At 64.3% G+C, this 16,280-nt stretch carries 16 protein-coding genes; 15 read left to right on the top strand and 1 reads right to left on the bottom strand.

Going from position 1 to position 16,280, the window contains the following annotated elements; translation table 11 throughout:
• Window position 1: 1 nt before the first annotated feature.
• From LG047_RS03160 to LG047_RS03100, 13 genes are all read left to right on the top strand, one after another.
• Window positions 2-1,591: a peptide chain release factor 3 gene (locus LG047_RS03160; RefSeq protein ID WP_227965331.1), complete on the top strand. Its 1,590-nt coding sequence runs from the start codon at window positions 2-4 to the stop codon at window positions 1,589-1,591.
• A gap of 93 nt (window positions 1,592-1,684) precedes the next feature.
• Window positions 1,685-2,335, top strand: a complete 651-nt coding sequence (locus tag LG047_RS03155; protein ID WP_227965328.1) for a DJ-1/PfpI family protein — start codon at window positions 1,685-1,687, stop codon at window positions 2,333-2,335.
• Between the two features lie 81 nt (window positions 2,336-2,416).
• On the top strand, window positions 2,417-3,046 hold the full coding sequence (locus tag LG047_RS03150) for a plasmid pRiA4b ORF-3 family protein (RefSeq protein ID WP_227965326.1): 630 nt from the start codon (window positions 2,417-2,419) through the stop codon (window positions 3,044-3,046).
• Between the two features lie 182 nt (window positions 3,047-3,228).
• Entirely contained in the window at window positions 3,229-4,506 is a 1,278-nt protein-coding gene (gene glyA, locus LG047_RS03145; RefSeq protein WP_227965324.1) for a serine hydroxymethyltransferase, read from the top strand.
• 210 nt (window positions 4,507-4,716) lie between these two features.
• Window positions 4,717-5,217 carry a transcriptional regulator NrdR gene (nrdR, locus tag LG047_RS03140; protein WP_227965323.1) on the top strand — a complete coding sequence of 167 codons (501 nt, stop codon included), beginning with the start codon at window positions 4,717-4,719 and terminating at the stop codon, window positions 5,215-5,217.
• Window positions 5,214-6,344, top strand: a complete 1,131-nt coding sequence (ribD, locus tag LG047_RS03135; protein ID WP_227965321.1) for a bifunctional diaminohydroxyphosphoribosylaminopyrimidine deaminase/5-amino-6-(5-phosphoribosylamino)uracil reductase RibD — start codon at window positions 5,214-5,216, stop codon at window positions 6,342-6,344. Before nrdR ends, ribD begins: the two co-directional genes overlap by 4 nt.
• The gene (locus LG047_RS03130; RefSeq protein WP_227965319.1) at window positions 6,344-6,943 is read left to right on the top strand and encodes a riboflavin synthase; all 600 of its coding nucleotides are present in this window, start codon (window positions 6,344-6,346) and stop codon (window positions 6,941-6,943) included. The genes ribD and LG047_RS03130 overlap by 1 nt, the downstream gene beginning before the upstream one ends.
• Before the next feature lie 222 nt (window positions 6,944-7,165).
• Entirely contained in the window at window positions 7,166-7,648 is a 483-nt protein-coding gene (ribH, locus tag LG047_RS03125; RefSeq protein ID WP_227965317.1) for a 6,7-dimethyl-8-ribityllumazine synthase, read from the top strand.
• Window positions 7,645-8,097 carry a transcription antitermination factor NusB gene (gene nusB, locus LG047_RS03120; protein WP_036282124.1) on the top strand — a complete coding sequence of 151 codons (453 nt, stop codon included), beginning with the start codon at window positions 7,645-7,647 and terminating at the stop codon, window positions 8,095-8,097. The genes ribH and nusB overlap by 4 nt, the downstream gene beginning before the upstream one ends.
• 107 nt (window positions 8,098-8,204) lie before the next feature.
• Complete coding sequence (thiL, locus tag LG047_RS03115; protein WP_227968416.1) at window positions 8,205-9,155, top strand: thiamine-phosphate kinase; 951 nt, start codon at window positions 8,205-8,207, stop codon at window positions 9,153-9,155.
• A gap of 186 nt (window positions 9,156-9,341) precedes the next feature.
• Window positions 9,342-11,534, top strand: a complete 2,193-nt coding sequence (locus LG047_RS03110) for a sodium-translocating pyrophosphatase (protein ID WP_036287353.1) — start codon at window positions 9,342-9,344, stop codon at window positions 11,532-11,534.
• Between the two features lie 229 nt (window positions 11,535-11,763).
• Entirely contained in the window at window positions 11,764-12,132 is a 369-nt protein-coding gene (locus tag LG047_RS03105; protein WP_227965315.1) for a hypothetical protein, read from the top strand.
• Between the two features lie 120 nt (window positions 12,133-12,252).
• Window positions 12,253-14,304: an NAD(+) synthase gene (locus tag LG047_RS03100; RefSeq protein ID WP_227965313.1), complete on the top strand. Its 2,052-nt coding sequence runs from the start codon at window positions 12,253-12,255 to the stop codon at window positions 14,302-14,304.
• A 44-nt stretch (window positions 14,305-14,348) separates the two neighbouring features.
• Here LG047_RS03100 and LG047_RS03095 read toward each other — a convergent pair whose 3' ends face one another.
• Complete coding sequence (locus LG047_RS03095; protein WP_036287350.1) at window positions 14,349-14,522, bottom strand: DUF1328 family protein; 174 nt, start codon at window positions 14,520-14,522, stop codon at window positions 14,349-14,351.
• Window positions 14,523-14,719: 197 nt separating this feature from the next.
• Here LG047_RS03095 and LG047_RS03090 point away from each other — a divergent pair, with 197 nt between their 5' ends.
• Together LG047_RS03090 and LG047_RS03085 are read left to right on the top strand one after the other, a co-directional pair.
• A complete protein-coding gene (locus LG047_RS03090; RefSeq protein ID WP_227965311.1) occupies window positions 14,720-15,115 on the top strand; it encodes a DUF2946 family protein in 396 nt (131 codons plus the stop codon).
• Window positions 15,116-15,355: 240 nt separating this feature from the next.
• The gene (locus tag LG047_RS03085; RefSeq protein WP_227965309.1) at window positions 15,356-16,129 is read left to right on the top strand and encodes a methane monooxygenase/ammonia monooxygenase subunit C; all 774 of its coding nucleotides are present in this window, start codon (window positions 15,356-15,358) and stop codon (window positions 16,127-16,129) included.
• The last annotated feature ends 151 nt before the right edge of the window (window positions 16,130-16,280 follow it).

Raw genomic sequence — 16,280 nt, 5'->3', positions numbered from 1 at the left:
AATGACCAACCCCATCACCCGCGACCCCGTTTCGCGGCGCCGCACTTTTGCGATCATCTCGCACCCCGACGCCGGCAAGACCACGCTCACCGAGAAGCTGCTGCTCTTCGGCGGCGCTATCCAGCTCGCCGGCGCGGTGAAGGCGAAGCGCAACGCCCAGCAGACGCGCTCGGACTGGATGAACATCGAGCGCGAGCGCGGCATTTCGGTCGTCACCTCGGTGATGACGTTCGAATACGCCGACTGCGTCTTCAACCTGCTCGACACGCCGGGCCACGAAGACTTCTCGGAAGACACCTATCGCACGCTCTCCGCCGTCGACGCGGCGGTGATGGTGATCGACGCCGCGAAGGGCATCGAGGCGCGCACGCGCAAGCTCTTCGAGGTCTGCCGCCTGCGCGACATCCCGATCGTCACCTTCATCAACAAGCTCGATCGCGAAGGCCGCGATCCGTTCGAGCTTCTCGACGAAATCGAGAAGACGCTGGCGCTCGACGCGACGCCGATCACCTGGCCCATCGGCGGCGGCAAGAATTTCGCAGGCACCTACCGCTTCGCGACGAAGACGATCCGGAAGATCGACAAGGACGACGAACTCACGCAGACGAGCGGCCTCGACGATCCGATCTTCGACTCGCTGCTGCCCCCCGGCGCCGCCGACGCCTGGCGCGAGGAGGCGATGCTGGCGGCGGAGGGCTCGAAGCCCTTCGATCTCGCCGCCTTCCGCGAGGGGCATCTCACGCCCGTCTTCTTCGGCAGCGCGCTGCGCAATTTCGGCGTGCGCGACCTCATCGACGCCATGGCCGAATATGCGCCGAGCCCGCGCGCGCAGGAGGCGGATAAGCGCGTGGTGGAAGCGAAAGAGCCAAAGATGACCGGCTTCGTCTTCAAGATTCAGGCGAACATGGACCCCAACCACCGCGACCGCATCGCCTTCATGCGCGTGTGCTCGGGCAAGCTCACGCGCGGGATGAAGGCGAAGCTGATCCGCACGGGCAAGAACATTCCCATCAACGCGCCGCAGTTTTTCTTCGCGCGCGACCGCTCCATCGCGGACGAAGCCTTTGCGGGCGACGTCGTCGGCCTGCCGAACCACGGCCAATTGCGCATCGGCGACACGCTCACCGAGGGCGAGGACATTGTCTTCCGCGGCGTGCCGAGCTTCGCGCCGGAAATCCTGCGCCGCATTCTCATTTCGGACGCGATGAAGGCCAAGAAATTGCGCGAAGCCCTGCAGCAATTGGCGGAGGAGGGCGTCGTGCAGGTCTTCACGCCGCATGACGGCTCGGGCTCCATCGTCGGCGTCGTCGGCGCGCTGCAGCTCGACGTTCTGGCGACGCGGCTCGAAGCCGAATATGGGCTGCAGACGCGCTACGAGCAGTCCCGCTTCACGATCTGCCGCTGGATCACTTCGGACGACCCCGTGAAGCTGAAGAGCTTCGTCGACTCGAACGGCTCCAGCATCGCCGACGATCTTGACGGCGCGCCGGTGTTCATGAGCTCGTCGGCGTTCCAGCTCAACTATGACGCCGAGCGCAATCCGGCGATAAAATTCTCGGATGTAAAGGACTATCAGAAGAAGGCGGCATGATCGTCGGAGCGCGGCACATGCAGGCGGACGCGGCGAGGGCACCGCCGATGGCGAAAAACGGCGCCTCGGTCGCGGCCTCGAGCGGAGCATGACATGCAGCAGATCGGAATGCTCATCTATCCGATGATGTTCGACGTGGACCTCGTCGGGCCGCTGACCTTCATGCAACGCCTCGGGGACGCTAATGTCTTTCTCGTCTGGAAAGACCGGGCGCCCGTCGTCAGCGACCTTGGCGTCTCCTATTTCGCGCGGCACGATTTCGAGAGCTGCCCGAGAGACCTCGACATCCTCTTCGTCCCCGGCGGCCTCAAGGGCACGATCCCGGCGATGCAGGACCGCGCCGTGCTCGATTTTCTCGCCGACCGCGGTTCCCGGGCGAGATATGTCACGAGCGTCTGCACGGGCTCGCTGCTGCTCGGCGCGGCCGGGCTACTCAATGGGTACAAGGCGACAAGCTACTGGATGGTGCGCGACCTGCTGCCGCTTTTCGGCGCGGAGCTGGTGACGGAGCGCGTCGTGATCGACCGCAACCGCATCACCGGCGGGGGCGCGACCGCGGGGCTGGATTTCGGCCTGACGCTCGCGGCGATCCTGCGCGGCGAGGACCATGCGAAGATGTTGCAGCTTGCGGTGGAATATGATCCGCAGCCGCCGTTCGACGCGGGCGCGCCGGAGCGGGCGCCGGCGTCGGTCGTCGACAATTTACGGGAGATGCGCAACGGTGAATTGGAGGCTGCGCGTTAATATGGTCACTGGACCATCCGAACCGAATCAGAGACCCTTTGATTTCATGTTCGTTTCTTAAGTGCAGCCGCGGGTCAGGCAATGCCGTTTAACAAACCTAATATGGTTCAACTCAGAATCGAGCTTCTCGGAATTTACCCTGCCATTTGGAGACGAGTAGTCATTCCACTTTCTTGGAATCTTGAGCAGCTGCACCTTGCGATTCAAGCAGCTTTCAATTGGTGGAATTACCACTTACACGAATTCAATATTGGTGGGCTAATTTTTACCGATATAAAGTCCTTGGATGGTCTTCTAGACTCAGCTGAAATGCAAAACTTCGATGAGAAGACTGTCCGATTGCAGGATTTCGACCCATTCGCTGCTGTATCGTTCTTATATAGATATGACTTCGGTGATCGTTGGGAGCATCTCGTAGAAATTGAGAAGATATTTCCAGCAGGCGTTTTTTTGCCAAATGCCACTTGTATCGAAGGCGCAAGAGCGCGGCCGCCCGAAGATGTCGGGGGTATACAAGGCTATCAAGATTTCCTTTGCGCTCTCGCCGAGTCCAGCCACCCGCGACACTGTGAACTCAAAAAGTGGTGTGGAGGCTATTTTGACCCCGAATGGTTCGATTTGAGTATTATAAATAAAGATTTGAAGAATGCTCTAAAGCCGGCCGTTCGCCGACGGCTGTATCAGCCGAAGCCGAAACGTGTGTTGCTTTGAACATTGGTGGGGTTCGAACGCACGGAGTAGGCCGCGCCAATCCGCCACTCTTCCCGTCCCGCCCGCGCCGTGATAAGGCGAACGCCTCAACTACGCGCGTCAGGAAGGCCGGATTCGCCGACAGGGACCGGGGGAGCCGTCTTTTTCGCTTATTTTTCGCGCCCTTAGGCTAGAGGAAACCCATGAGCCAGTCCGGATTTTTCACCACCTCCCTTGCGCAGTCCGACCCGGAACTCGCCAAGGCGATCGACCTCGAACTCGGCCGTCAGCGCCATGAGATCGAACTGATCGCGTCGGAGAACATCGTCTCCAAGGCGGTGATGGAAGCTCAGGGCTCGGTCCTGACCAACAAATACGCCGAGGGCTATCCCGGCAAGCGCTATTACGGCGGCTGCCAGTATGTCGACATCGCCGAGAATCTCGCGATCGACCGCGCCAAGAAGCTCTTCAACTGCGGTTTCGCGAATGTGCAGCCGAATTCGGGCTCGCAGGCCAACCAGGGCGTGTTTCTCGCGCTGCTGCAGCCGGGCGACACATTCATGGGCCTCGATCTCGCCGCCGGCGGCCATCTCACCCACGGCTCGCCCGTGAACCTGTCGGGCCGCTGGTTCAAGCCCGTCAGCTACACCGTCCGCAAGGACGACCAGCGCATCGACATGGAGCAGGTCGCCGCGCTTGCCCGTGAGCATAAGCCGAAGCTCATCATCGCCGGCGGTTCGGGCTATTCCCGCATCTGGGACTTCGAGGCGTTCCGCAAGATCGCCGATGAAGTCGGCGCCTATTTCATGGTCGACATGGCCCACTTCGCCGGCCTCGTCGCGGCGGGCCTGCATCCGTCGCCGTTCCCGCACGCGCATGTCGTCACCACGACGACGCACAAGACGCTGCGTGGCCCGCGCGGCGGCATGGTGCTGACCAACGACGAAGACATCGCCAAGAAGATCAATTCGGCGATCTTCCCCGGCCTGCAGGGTGGTCCGCTCATGCATGTCATCGCGGCGAAGGCGGTCGCCTTCGGCGAGGCGCTGACGCCCGAGTTCAAGGCCTATCAGCAGCGCGTCAAGGACAACGCCCAGACGCTGGCCAAGACCCTCGTCGACGCCGGTCTCGCGATCGTCTCCGGCGGCACCGAGAACCATCTGATGCTGGTCGATCTTCGCCCGAAGAAGATCACCGGCAAGGCGGCGGAAGCCGCGCTCGGCCGCGCCCACATCACCTGCAACAAGAACGGCATCCCCTTTGATCCGGAGAAGCCCTTCGTCACCTCCGGCATCCGTCTCGGCACGCCGGCGGCGACCTCGCGCGGCTTCGGTCAGTCGGAGTTCACCGAGGTCGGCAAGCTGATCGTCGAGGTGCTGGACGGCCTGTCGTCGAAGGGCGAAGAGGGCAATTCGGCGACCGAAGCGGCGGTGAAGGAAAAGGTTCACGCGTTGACCGCGAAGTTCCCGATCTATCCGTAAGTCGGGACTATTTTACGCCCTCCCCGCAATGGGGAGGGTCGCGCCGAAGGCGCGGGGTGGGGCGCTTCCAGAATGTTGGGACGCGCCCCGGTCCCTGCGCCTTCTGCTTTAGGCAAATCCGGCAAGCGTTCGGGCCGTCACCCGATCCCGATAGGCTGGCCGTTCGACCCTTTCCCTCCGGTGGAGGGTGAGTGAGCGCCGAGGGTTTTGATGCGCTGTCCCTATTGCGGCTCCTTCGACACGCAAGTGAAGGACTCTCGTCCGGCCGAGGATTCCTCCTGCATCCGCCGGCGACGCGTTTGCCCCACCTGCGGCGGCCGCTTCACGACCTTCGAGCGCGTGCAATTGCGCGAAATCATCGTCGTCAAGAAATCCGGAAGACGCGCGCCTTTCGACCGCGACAAGCTCACGCGCTCGGTCGAGATCGCGCTGCGCAAACGGCCGGTGGAGCCCGAGCGCGTCGAACAGATGATCTCTGGCGTCGTGCGCCAATTGGAAAGCCTCGGCGAGGCGGAGGTCGAGAGCCAGCGCATCGGCGAATTGATTATTGAAGGCTTGCGTTCGCTGGATGCTGTGGCCTATGTGCGCTTCGCCTCCGTTTATCGGGATTTCCGTGAAGCGCGCGACTTCAACGCGATCATCGACGAACTGGAGAGCGGCGGCGAAAGCGAGGCGCTACCGGAACGCGCCGACGACCCGGAAAACGCATGACCATTCACGAGCCGATTCCCAGTGTGGCGACCGACGAGGCCTTCATGGCCGCAGCGCTGGCGCTCGGGCGGCGGAACATGGGCCGCACCGCGCCCAATCCGGCGGTCGGCGCGCTCGTCGTGCGCGACGGGATAATCATCGCGCGCGGCTGGACGGCGAAGGGCGGACGCCCGCATGCCGAAGCAATCGCGCTGGCGGCGGCGGGTGAGGCGGCGCGCGGCGCCACGCTTTACGTGACGCTCGAGCCCTGTTCGCATCACGGCTCGACGCCGCCCTGCGTCGACGCGATCATCGCGTCGGGAATCGCGCGCGTCGTCACTGCAATGGAAGACCCCGATCCGCGCGTCGCGGGCAGGGGGCATCAGATTCTTCGCGACGCCGGGATCGACGTCTTCATCGGGCCGGAGGCTGCGGCGGCCCGCGCCGACCATCTCGGCCATATCCTGCGCGTCACGAAACATCGCCCGATGGTGACTCTCAAACTCGCGCAGACCCCGGACGGTTACGCCGCCGGCGCCGAGCATGATCCGCGACTGCGCATCACGGGGCCGATCGCCGACGCCTTCACGCATGTTCAGCGCGCGCTTCACGACGCAATAATGGTCGGCGCGGGAACAGCGCGCGAGGACGATCCGCTGATGACCGTCCGCCTGCCGGGGCTCGAAGGCGTCACGCCGTTGCGCGTCGTTCTCGACGAAAAACTCGCCTTGTCGCCGCGGTCGCGCGTCGCCTCCACGTCGCGCGAGACCCCGCTGCTCGTCATCACCGCCCTGGATGTTCCGGACGCCGACGTCCACAGGTTTATGGATGCGACGGGCGCCGAGGTTGCGAAAGTCCCGATGTATGAGGGAAAGCTCGATCTGCTCGCCGCCTTGCGCCTGCTTGCGGAGCGCGGGATCACGCGCGTGTTCAGCGAGGGCGGCCCGCGTGTGGCGGAGAGCCTGCTAACGGCGGGCCTCGCGGACGAGGTCATTCTGCACATGGGCGTCAAGCCGCTCGGCCGCCCCGGCCGGCCGGCGCTGACGCCGAAAGCGCGCGCGGCGCTGGAGAATGTGTCGCGCTATCGCCTCATCGAAAGCCGGATGTTGGGCGCCGATCAGATGACCCGTTACGCGAGGGCGGATTGATGTTCACGGGCATCGTCACCGACATTGGCGAAATCGTCGCGGTCGAGCCGCGCGGCGAACTGCGCCGCCTGCGCATCGCCTGTAATTATGACGCCGATGGAATCGCGCTCGGCGCCTCCATCGCCTGCGCGGGAACCTGTCTCACAGTGGTCGCGGTTGCGCGCGAGGGCGCCCGCACTGTCTTCGATGTCGATGCGGCCGCCGAAACGCTGGCGCGTACGACCGTCGGGACATGGGCCGTCGGAACGCGCATCAATCTCGAGCGCGCGCTGAGGATCGGCGACGAACTCGGCGGCCATATCGTCACCGGCCACATCGACGGGATTGCGCGGATCATGTCACGCGACGATTTCGACGGCATGGCCCGTTACTGGATCGAGACGCCGCATGAGCTTTCGCGCTTCGTCGCGCAGAAAGGATCCGTCGCGCTCGACGGCGCATCGCTGACGGTTAACGAGGTCGAGGGCGACCGCTTCTCGATTCTGCTCATTCCGCATACGCTCGCCGTGACGACGTTCGTCGCGCGCAAGGCCGGGGATGCGTTGAATATCGAGGCCGATCTGATGGCGCGCTACGCCGCCCGGCTGAGTGGACAATAGCGCCCTTAATGGCTGACAAGGCGCCGCCAGTGTGACATAAGGCGACGCACGAAATCAGCGATTTCCGCAGGATGTCTGCCCCCTCCCTGTCTCTCCCCGCCGCGCGGGAGAGGGGACGCTCTTGATCTGCTTTGGCGCTGCGTCAGCAGAGCGCCGCGTCTGACTCCTTTCCCCGCTGCGCGAGGGAGGGTTGCGGTGGGGGCCTTCGGAGTTCTGAGCACTATGGCAGGTTTTTCACCCGACGACGTTGACGCGACGCCTGTTCCCGGCGCACGCATTCTCGTTGTTGCGGCAAGGTTCAACGCCGACATCGTGGCGCAACTGCGCGACGGCGCGCTGGCGGCGATCGAACGCCTCGGCGCGACAGCGACAGTGATCGAGGTTCCCGGCGCGCTGGAGATAGCCGCCGCCGCGGCCATCGCGCTCGACGCGGCGGAGAAGTCGGGCCAGCCTTATGACGGTCTCGTGGCGCTGGGCTGCGTCATTCGGGGCGAGACCTATCATTTCGAAATCGTGGCGAATGAAAGTTCGCGCGCCCTGACCGATCTTTCGGTGTCGCGGCGCCTGCCGCTCGGCAATGGAATACTGACCGTGGAAAATGACGAACAGGCGATTGTGCGCGCCGATCCGAAACAGGGCGACAAGGGCGCCGACGCGGCGCATGCCGCGCTTGCGCTGGTGCGTCTGAAGCGGAGCCTCGCATGAGTCTCGACCAGCGCTCCGCCGCGCGCCTCGCCATCGTGCAGGCGCTTTATCAGATGGAGGTCGCCGGCAAGGGCCTCAACGAAATCTTCGCCGAATTCGAGTCGCACTGGATCGGGCGCGAGATCGAGGGCGTGCAATACAAGCCCGCGGAAGTGACCTTCTTTCGCGACGTGCTGCAGGGCGTGCTGACCGACCAGGTCGCGATCGACCGGCAGATTGACCGCGTGCTTTCCGGCGGCTGGCCGCTGTCGCGCGTCGAGGCGGTGATGCGCGCCGCGTTGCGCGCGGGCGCCTATGAGCTGCGAGCGCGCAAGGACGTGCCGGCGCGCGTGGTCATCAAGGAATATGTCGACGTCGCCGGCGCCTTTTTCGGGCCGACGGAGTCCGGCATGGTGAACGCGGTGCTCGACAAGATTGCGCGCGAGGAGCGGGCGGAGGAACTGGGATAAGGGCTTACTGGTCCTTCGGGGCGCCGTCAGCGGCGGCTCCTCGGGTTGATTAAGCCTCCTCGCCCTCATGCCGAGGCGCGAGCGTCTGGATGCGCGAGGGCGAGGCGATGGCTGACCGCTACAGCGAAGACGAACTCATCGCTCGCATCTTCGCGCCCATCGCGGGGCCCGCGGGGCTGGGCCTGAAGGATGATGCGGCTCTGCTCGCGGCCTCGGCCGAGCCGCTCGTCGTGACGACGGACATGCTCGTCGCGGGGGTGCATTTCTTCGCCGACGATCCGCCGGACGCGGTCGCGAGGAAGGCGCTTCGCGTCAATCTCTCCGATCTCGCCGCCAAGGGCGCGGCGCCGGCGGGCTTCCTGCTGTCGATCGCGCTCCCCGGAGAGTGGACGAACGAATGGCTTTCGGCTTTCGCCGCAGGTCTTGCGGACGATGCGCGGACTTACGCCGCGCCGCTTCTCGGTGGCGACACGGCGTCGACGCCAGGGCCGCTGACAATCTCCATCACCGCCCTCGGCCGGACGCCGCGTTTCGTCCCCCGAACTGGCGCGCGGGCCGGCGACGGGATCTACGTCTCGGGGACGACGGGCGACGCCGCGCTCGGCCTTGCCCTGCGGCGCGATCCGGCGCTTGCGGCGAGGCTCTCGCCTGATGCGCGCGACTTCCTGCTGGACCGCTATCTGCTGCCGCGGCCCCGCCTCGATCTGGCGCCGCTCCTGCGCGAACACGCCAGCGCCGCCATGGATGTCTCCGACGGTCTCGCGGGCGATCTCGCCAAACTGTGCCGGGCGTCCGGCGTCAGCGCTCTGGTCGATCTGCCGTTGATCCCGCTCTCCGACGCGGCGCGGGAGGCGATCGAGCTTGCGCCCGGGCTGTTCGAGTCTGCAATAACTGGCGGGGATGATTATGAAATCCTCTTCACCGCCGCCCCGGACTTCAGCCCGCCCGAGGGGGTGGCCCGCATAGGCGCGGTCACGGCCGGAACAGCGCCCCCGATCCTGCGCGATGCCCATAAGAAACCTGTAATTTTCGGAAAATTGTCTTTCAGCCATTTCTGACGGGTGAAATCCCGCCCGCCATTGCCGCGAAGCCCGGTTTCTGGCAAGAAGCGCCCGGAAAATTCGCGGGCGCCCGGCCGATTCGTTCGGCGCGGTCGCGTTTCCTTTTTCCGTTGCGCAACATCCTCACGTGGCGCGATCAGTTTCGGCCGTCCCCCGGCTGAAGAACGAAAAGGCGAAGCCAATATGGTCCTTTTTCTCACCATCGTCTTCGGACTGATGTCCGTCGTTTACGGCGTGAAGACATCACAGGAGCTGCTCGCGGCCGATCCAGGCTCGCAGCGGATGCAGGAAATTTCCGGCGCGGTCGCTGAAGGCGCGCAGGCCTATCTCAATCGCCAGTACAAGACCATCGGCATGGTCGGCGGCGTGATCTTCGTGCTTCTCGTCATCCTGCTTGGCTGGGCGGTGGCTTTCGGCTTCGCCATCGGCGCCGCGCTCTCCGGCGCGGCCGGATATATCGGCATGAACGTGTCGGTCCGCGCCAATGTGCGCACGGCGCAGGCGGCGACCAAGTCGCTCGCGGGCGGACTGGACATCGCCTTCAAGGCCGGCGCGGTCACGGGCCTGCTCGTCGCGGGTCTGGCGCTCCTCGGCGTCGCGGTTTACTACGCTATTCTCACCTGGTTCGCGGGCTATACGCCGTCCGACCGCGTCGTGGTCGACGCGCTGGTCGCCCTGGGCTTCGGCGCCTCGCTGATCTCGATCTTCGCGCGTCTCGGCGGCGGCATCTTCACCAAGGGCGCCGACGTCGGCGCCGACCTCGTCGGCAAGGTCGAGGCGGGCATTCCGGAGGATGATCCGCGCAACCCGGCCACAATCGCCGACAACGTCGGCGACAATGTCGGCGACTGCGCGGGCATGGCGGCCGACCTCTTCGAGACCTACGCCGTGACGGTCGTCGCGACCATGGTGCTGGCGTCGATCTTCTTTGCGGGCCAGTCGGGCCTCGCGAGCGCGGTGCTCTATCCGCTGGCGATTGGCGGCCTCTCGATCCTCACCTCCATCGCCGGAACCTATTTCGTGAAGCTCGGCGAAGACGACACGCAGTGGGGCAAGATCGCCGCGCCTTATTTCGAGAAGATCGGCCTCAAGAACGACTCGATCATGGACGCCCTCTACAAGGGCCTGATCGCGGCGGGCGTTCTGTCGGTCGCCGGCCTCTTCCTCGCGACGCTCTTCACCGTCGGCTTCGGCGAAGTCGGCAAGGTGAATGGCGAGGCGATCCACGGCATCGGCCTGTTCTTCTGCGGCCTCATCGGTCTGATCGTGACGGGCGCCATCGTCTACATCACCGAATATTACACCGGCACGGGCAAGCGCCCGGTGGTGTCGATTGCGCAGGCCTCGGTGACGGGCCATGGCACGAACGTCATTCAGGGTCTCGCCGTGTCGCTCGAAGCGACGGCGGCGCCGGCTCTGGTGATCGTGCTCGGCATCATCCTCACCTATAACTTCGGCGGCCTCTACGGCACGGCGATCGCCGTCACGACCATGCTCGGCCTCGCCGGCATGATCGTCGCGCTCGACGCGTTCGGCCCCGTGACCGATAACGCCGGCGGCATCGCCGAAATGTCCGGCCTGCCGAAGGAAGTGCGCCAGTCGACCGACGCGCTCGACGCCGTCGGCAACACGACCAAGGCCGTGACCAAGGGCTACGCCATCGGCTCCGCCGGCCTCGGCGCGCTGGTGCTGTTTGCGGCCTACACGAACGACATCAAGCACTTCGCTGAAACGGGCGTGTCCTTTTTCAAGGGCCTCGAGAACATCGACTTCAGCCTGTCGAATCCCTTCGTGGTCGCCGGCCTGATCTTCGGCGGCCTGATCCCCTACCTCTTCGGCGGCATCGCCATGACGGCGGTCGGCCGCGCGGCGGGTTCCGTCGTCGAGGAAGTGCGTCGTCAGTTCAAGGAGAAGCCGGGCATCATGGACGGCTCCGCTCGTCCTGATTACGGCCGCGCGGTCGACATGCTGACGCAGGCGGCGATCAAGGAAATGATCGTTCCGTCCCTGCTGCCGGTCGCTGCGCCGATCGTGATGTTCATCGCCGTGCTGATCCTGGGCGGCGGCAAGGCCAACGCTTTGGCGGCCGTCGGCGCGTTGCTGCTCGGCGTGATCGTCAACGGCATCTTCGTCGCGATCTCGATGACCTCCGGCGGCGGCGCCTGGGACAACGCCAAGAAGTCCTTCGAGGACGGCTTCGTCGACAAGGACGGCGTGAAGCACATGAAGGGCTCCGAGGCGCACAAGGCCTCTGTCACGGGCGACACCGTCGGCGACCCCTACAAGGACACCGCCGGCCCGGCCGTGAACCCGGCCATCAAGATCACCAACATCGTCGCGTTGCTGATGCTGGCGATCCTGGCGCACTGGGGTTGAGCCGCGGACATCGCGCAGTTTTGAAGGGCGGGGGAGACCCCGCCCTTTTTCATGGGTTTGCCGCTTCCCGGCCCGTGCGCCGACCGCCGCCGGCCGGATCATTGACCTCGCCGACTGATCGGCTACGGTCTCGCGATCGAGGCGGCGAGACCTCATTTGCGCAGGATGCGCGGCGCGTTCGTGTTCCGGGAGTGACGTCATAATTCGTTTCAAGCGATTGGCCTTGGCAATGGCCGTGTTGGCCGCGAGCGTTGCGCTCGCAGCCTGCCTTTCGACGAAAGTCGAGTCTCTCGGGCCCAACATGGTGCGCCTCAATCTGACGGAGGCGGAGGGGCCTGCCGACGAGTCGGTGATCAGGAACCTGCTCGTCCTCGCGGCGAAGGAGACCGTCGCCCGCGGCTACACGCTTTTTCGTCTGACGGACTGGCGCGCGGGTCCCGCGCGGCCGATCGTCGCCAATGAGCCCGCGGGGCCCAATTTTTCCGTTACGGTTGTCATGTATCGTGACGGAGAACAGGGACTGACTGTCGTGTTCGACACCCGGCACATACTCAAGCCGGAGGATGAAATTAAGCAACCGGAGCCAAAAAAAGACTGAGTTCTCACGCGCGTTCGCAGAAAAAACAAATGTGACTTTGCGCGTTACATTCTGCATTATCGCGGCGCAGAACGGCGCTATTCGGTCCGGCGCAAGGCCCGGCCATTGATGCGGACCTCGATGACCCACCCCTTTTTCTCGATTCACACCCATGGTTTCATACGCGCGGCGGTGGCTTGTCCGCGCGTGCGCGTCGCCGATCCCGCCTTCAATGTTGCGCGCACGATAGAAATGGCGCGGGAGGCGGACCAGCGCGGCGCTTCGCTCATCCTGTTCCCTGAACTCGGACTTTCGGCCTACGCCATCGACGATCTTTTGCAGCAGGACGCGCTGCTCGCCGCTGTCGAAGCCGCGCTGCGTGAACTCATCGAGGTCTCGCGCGCGCTGCATCCGCTGATCGTCGTCGGCGCCCCGCTGCGCCATCGCGGACGGCTTTATAATTGCGCCGTCGCCATATTGCGCGGCCGCGTGCTGGCGGTGACGCCGAAAATCTATCTGCCGAACTATCGCGAATTCTATGAGCGGCGCCATTTCGCCTCCGGCGCCTTCGTCGCGGACGAGGAGATTTCCGTCGCGGGGCAGATTGCGCCGTTTGGCTCCGATGTTCTGCTGGAGGCGGGCGACTTCGAGAATCTTGTCGTCCATATGGAGGTCTGCGAGGACGTCTGGGTTCCGATCCCCCCCTCGTCGCGCGCGGCGCTCGCCGGCGCCACAGTGCTGCTGAATCTTTCCGCGTCCAACGCCATCGTCGGCAAATCCGATCATCGGCAGACCCTCTGCGCCGCTCATTCAGCGCGTTGCCTTTCCGCCTATCTCTACTCGGCGGCGGGGCAGGGCGAGTCGACGACCGATCTCGCCTGGGACGGCGAGGCGATGATCCACGAGTGCGGCCAGTTGCTCGCCAAGGCTCCGCGCTTCTCCGACGAGCCGCAACTCGTTCTCGCGGACATCGATCTGGGCCGGCTCGTTGCTGAACGCGCCCGGCAGGTCACTTTCGGCGATTGCGCCGACGCAGAAGCGGGCGCGACGCAGTTTCGCCGCGTCGAATTCGAACTCGCCGCGCCACGCGACCGCGATCTCGGATTCATTCGGGACGTACCGCGCTTTCCTTTCGTGCCGAACGACGAGACGCGGCTCGCGGAATTGTGTTTCGAGGCCTTCAATATCCAGTCGCATGGACTGGAGCAGCGCCTGCGCGCGACGAAAATGGAGAAGGTCGTCATCGGGGTTTCGGGCGGCCTCGACTCCACCCATGCGCTTCTCGTCGCCGTGACCGCGATGGGCAGGCTCGGCCTGCCGCGCGAGAATATACTTGGCTATACTTTGCCGGCCTTCGCCACGACGGATCGCACGAAAAGCAACGCGTGGCGCCTCATGCAGGCGCTCGGCGTCTCCGCGCAGGAGATCGACGTCTCCGCCGCCTGCACGCAGATGCTCTCCGATATCGGCCATCCTGTCGCGCGCGGCGAAGAGATCTATGACGCGACATATGAGAATGTGCAGGCGGGCGCGCGCACGTCGCTGCTCTTCCGTCTCGCCAATCAGCACGACGCCATCGTCATCGGCACAGGCGATCTTTCGGAACTCGCGCTCGGCTGGTGCACCTATGGCGTCGGCGATCAGATGTCGCATTACAACGTCAATGCATCCGTGCCGAAAACGCTCATCCAGCATCTCATTCGCTGGTGCGCGCGCGACGCGCGTTTCGGCGCCGAGACGGTCGCCGTGCTGGAGGATGTCCTTGCGACCGAGATTTCGCCTGAGCTCATTCCCGGCGAAACCGCGCAACGCACGGAAGCCTTCGTCGGGCCTTACGCGCTACAGGATTTCAATCTTTATTACATCACGCGCTTTGGCTTCGGTCCGGCAAAAGTTGCGTTCCTGGCGTGGCGCGCATGGCGCGACGCTGAGAGCGGAGCTTGGCCGTCCGTGATCGCGCAATCGGATCGCTGCGCCTATGATCTCGCCGAGATCAAGCATTGGCTCACAGTTTTCGTGCGGCGCTTTTTTGCGACGAGCCAGTTCAAGCGATCGGCGTTACCCAATGGACCGAAAGTCAGTTCCGGCGGTTCGCTCTCGCCGCGCGGCGACTGGCGCGCGCCAAGCGACTCGAGCGCGGATGCATGGTTGGCCGCGCTCCAGAATGTGCCGGCAGATAAAGAGGCCGGTTAGCACATAGGGCAACCGGCCTTAGTCGGGGGAAAAGCATTAGAGCGTCAGGCCCTTCGGATTATTCCGACGACAGCGGAAACGACGAAAAGGAACAACGCTACCCAGAAGAGAAGCCGGGCGCCTTCCATTGCAAAACCGGCGACGCCGCCGAATCCGAAGAATGCGGCCACAAGCGCTACAACGAGGAAGACGATCGCATAATATAACAGGTCGCCCATGGTATCCTCCCAAGGCAAGCTATCTGCCAATGAAACGCCGCGTGTTCGCAAATGTTCCGATCGGAGCTGAATCGCCGCATTTGACGGGACGGAGCGTCGCGCGACGTTTCGACGCACATGCGCAATTGTGCTTCAACGCCGCTTGACCCCTTTCTACGCCGCAAATAGCCTGTATCTGGAACCGGGAGATAGCGGCCGTGCGTCCATTCGGGCAGGAACAGGGAGTGTTTGCGCGAAGCGTTGCGACGCTCGTCGCCTGCCTGCTGCTGCTGCAAATCGCCTTCTCGGGCTTCGCCGTCGCGGCGACAGACGGAGGGCAGGGCGCGACGTTCGGCGTGACCTGCGCGACGCAAAAGACGTCGAGCGACGACGGACAGCCCCAGACGCCCGCGAAGACCCAGCATCACGGCCTGTGCTGTATAATGCATGGCGGCGCGCTCGATGCGCCTGTCGTCAGGGCGGTGTTTGCGCTCGTTCTGGACTTCCCCGGCGTGGCCGCTGCGCCCGCTCCGATCGTCGCCACGCCCTTGTTGCGCGTGGAGCCCAAAGTAGCGCCACAGTCTCCACGGGCGCCGCCGGCCCTCGCGGCCTGATCCCTTTCCGGCATCGACACTGAGGCTACTGGTCCGTCACGGACCGGCCTGATGTATTCCCCAGGCGTTCGATTTCTGCGGAAAGGGCCGCGTTAGCGCGACGCGGCTGAAGCGACACTGCTTTCGCTTTTGATCCTCTCGCACGCGGCGACGCCTTCGCCGCCGGGCGCTCGACGCGCCCCCGCAGAGCCACGAAGGACGTCGCCCTTCGACCGCACCCGGAATTTGGAGACAAAAATAATGAGCATGACTGACGCAGATCGCGCCGGCGCCGCACAACGCGTCGAACCGATCCTCGACAAAAGACCTGTATTGATCGGCGTAGCCGCCCTGACGCTGCTCGTCGCGATTTTGCGCGCTTATGAGCAACGCTTCGGATGGACCGCGGGGCTCGACTCCTTCTCGCCCGAATTCCAGACTTTCTGGACCGATCTGCTTCAGTTCGCCGTCGTGCTGGGTTTCTTCAGCGTCATCGCCCTCGTCGCCTATCTCTGGCGCACGCGGGATCGGGACTTCGCGCTGCTGACGCCGGCCGCCGAAACGCGCCGGCTGTTCTTTCTCGTCCAATGGCTGGTTGTTTTCGCTCTCGCGCTGTTCTGGGGCCTGAGCTTCTTCTCCGAGCAGACGGCGGTCTGGCACATGACCGCCGTGCGCGACACCGATTTCACCCCAAGCAATATCATCACCTTCTACATTTCATATCCGCTGTTCGCGATCATCGGGATAGGCGCGTTCTTCTATGCAAGGACACGCCTTCCCTTTTTCGCGAAGGGCTTTTCGCTTGCTTTCCTGGTGCTCGTCGTCGGCGTGTTCATGACCATCCCCAATGTCGGTTTCAATGAATGGGGCCACACTTCCTGGTCGATGGATGAAGGCTTCGCCGGCCCGCTGCATTGGGGCTTCGTGTTCTTCGGATGGATGTCGCTCGCCATATTCGGCGTGGTGTTGCAGATCCTCGGCCGCTTCCGCGAACTCCTTGGCGCGGAAGGAGTGGAGGCTTTGCTCCGACGCTGATTTGGGGCGCGCGCATTCGCCCGGCGCGCGCTCCCTGGCCGGCGTCGCTCCCCCTTGCTTCGACGCCGGCCGCCACTTTTCGCAGCCAGATCTGCGTAACAGAGCTTCACGCGGTTGCACTCCCTCCCGCGTGGGGGAACCTCCCACCCAG

It is taken from the genome of Methylocystis sp. WRRC1 (assembly GCF_020733155.1).
GTDB lineage: Bacteria > Pseudomonadota > Alphaproteobacteria > Rhizobiales > Beijerinckiaceae > Methylocystis.
Note: the sequence above shows the minus strand (reverse complement) of the source record. Positions and strands in the feature narration are given on the sequence as shown.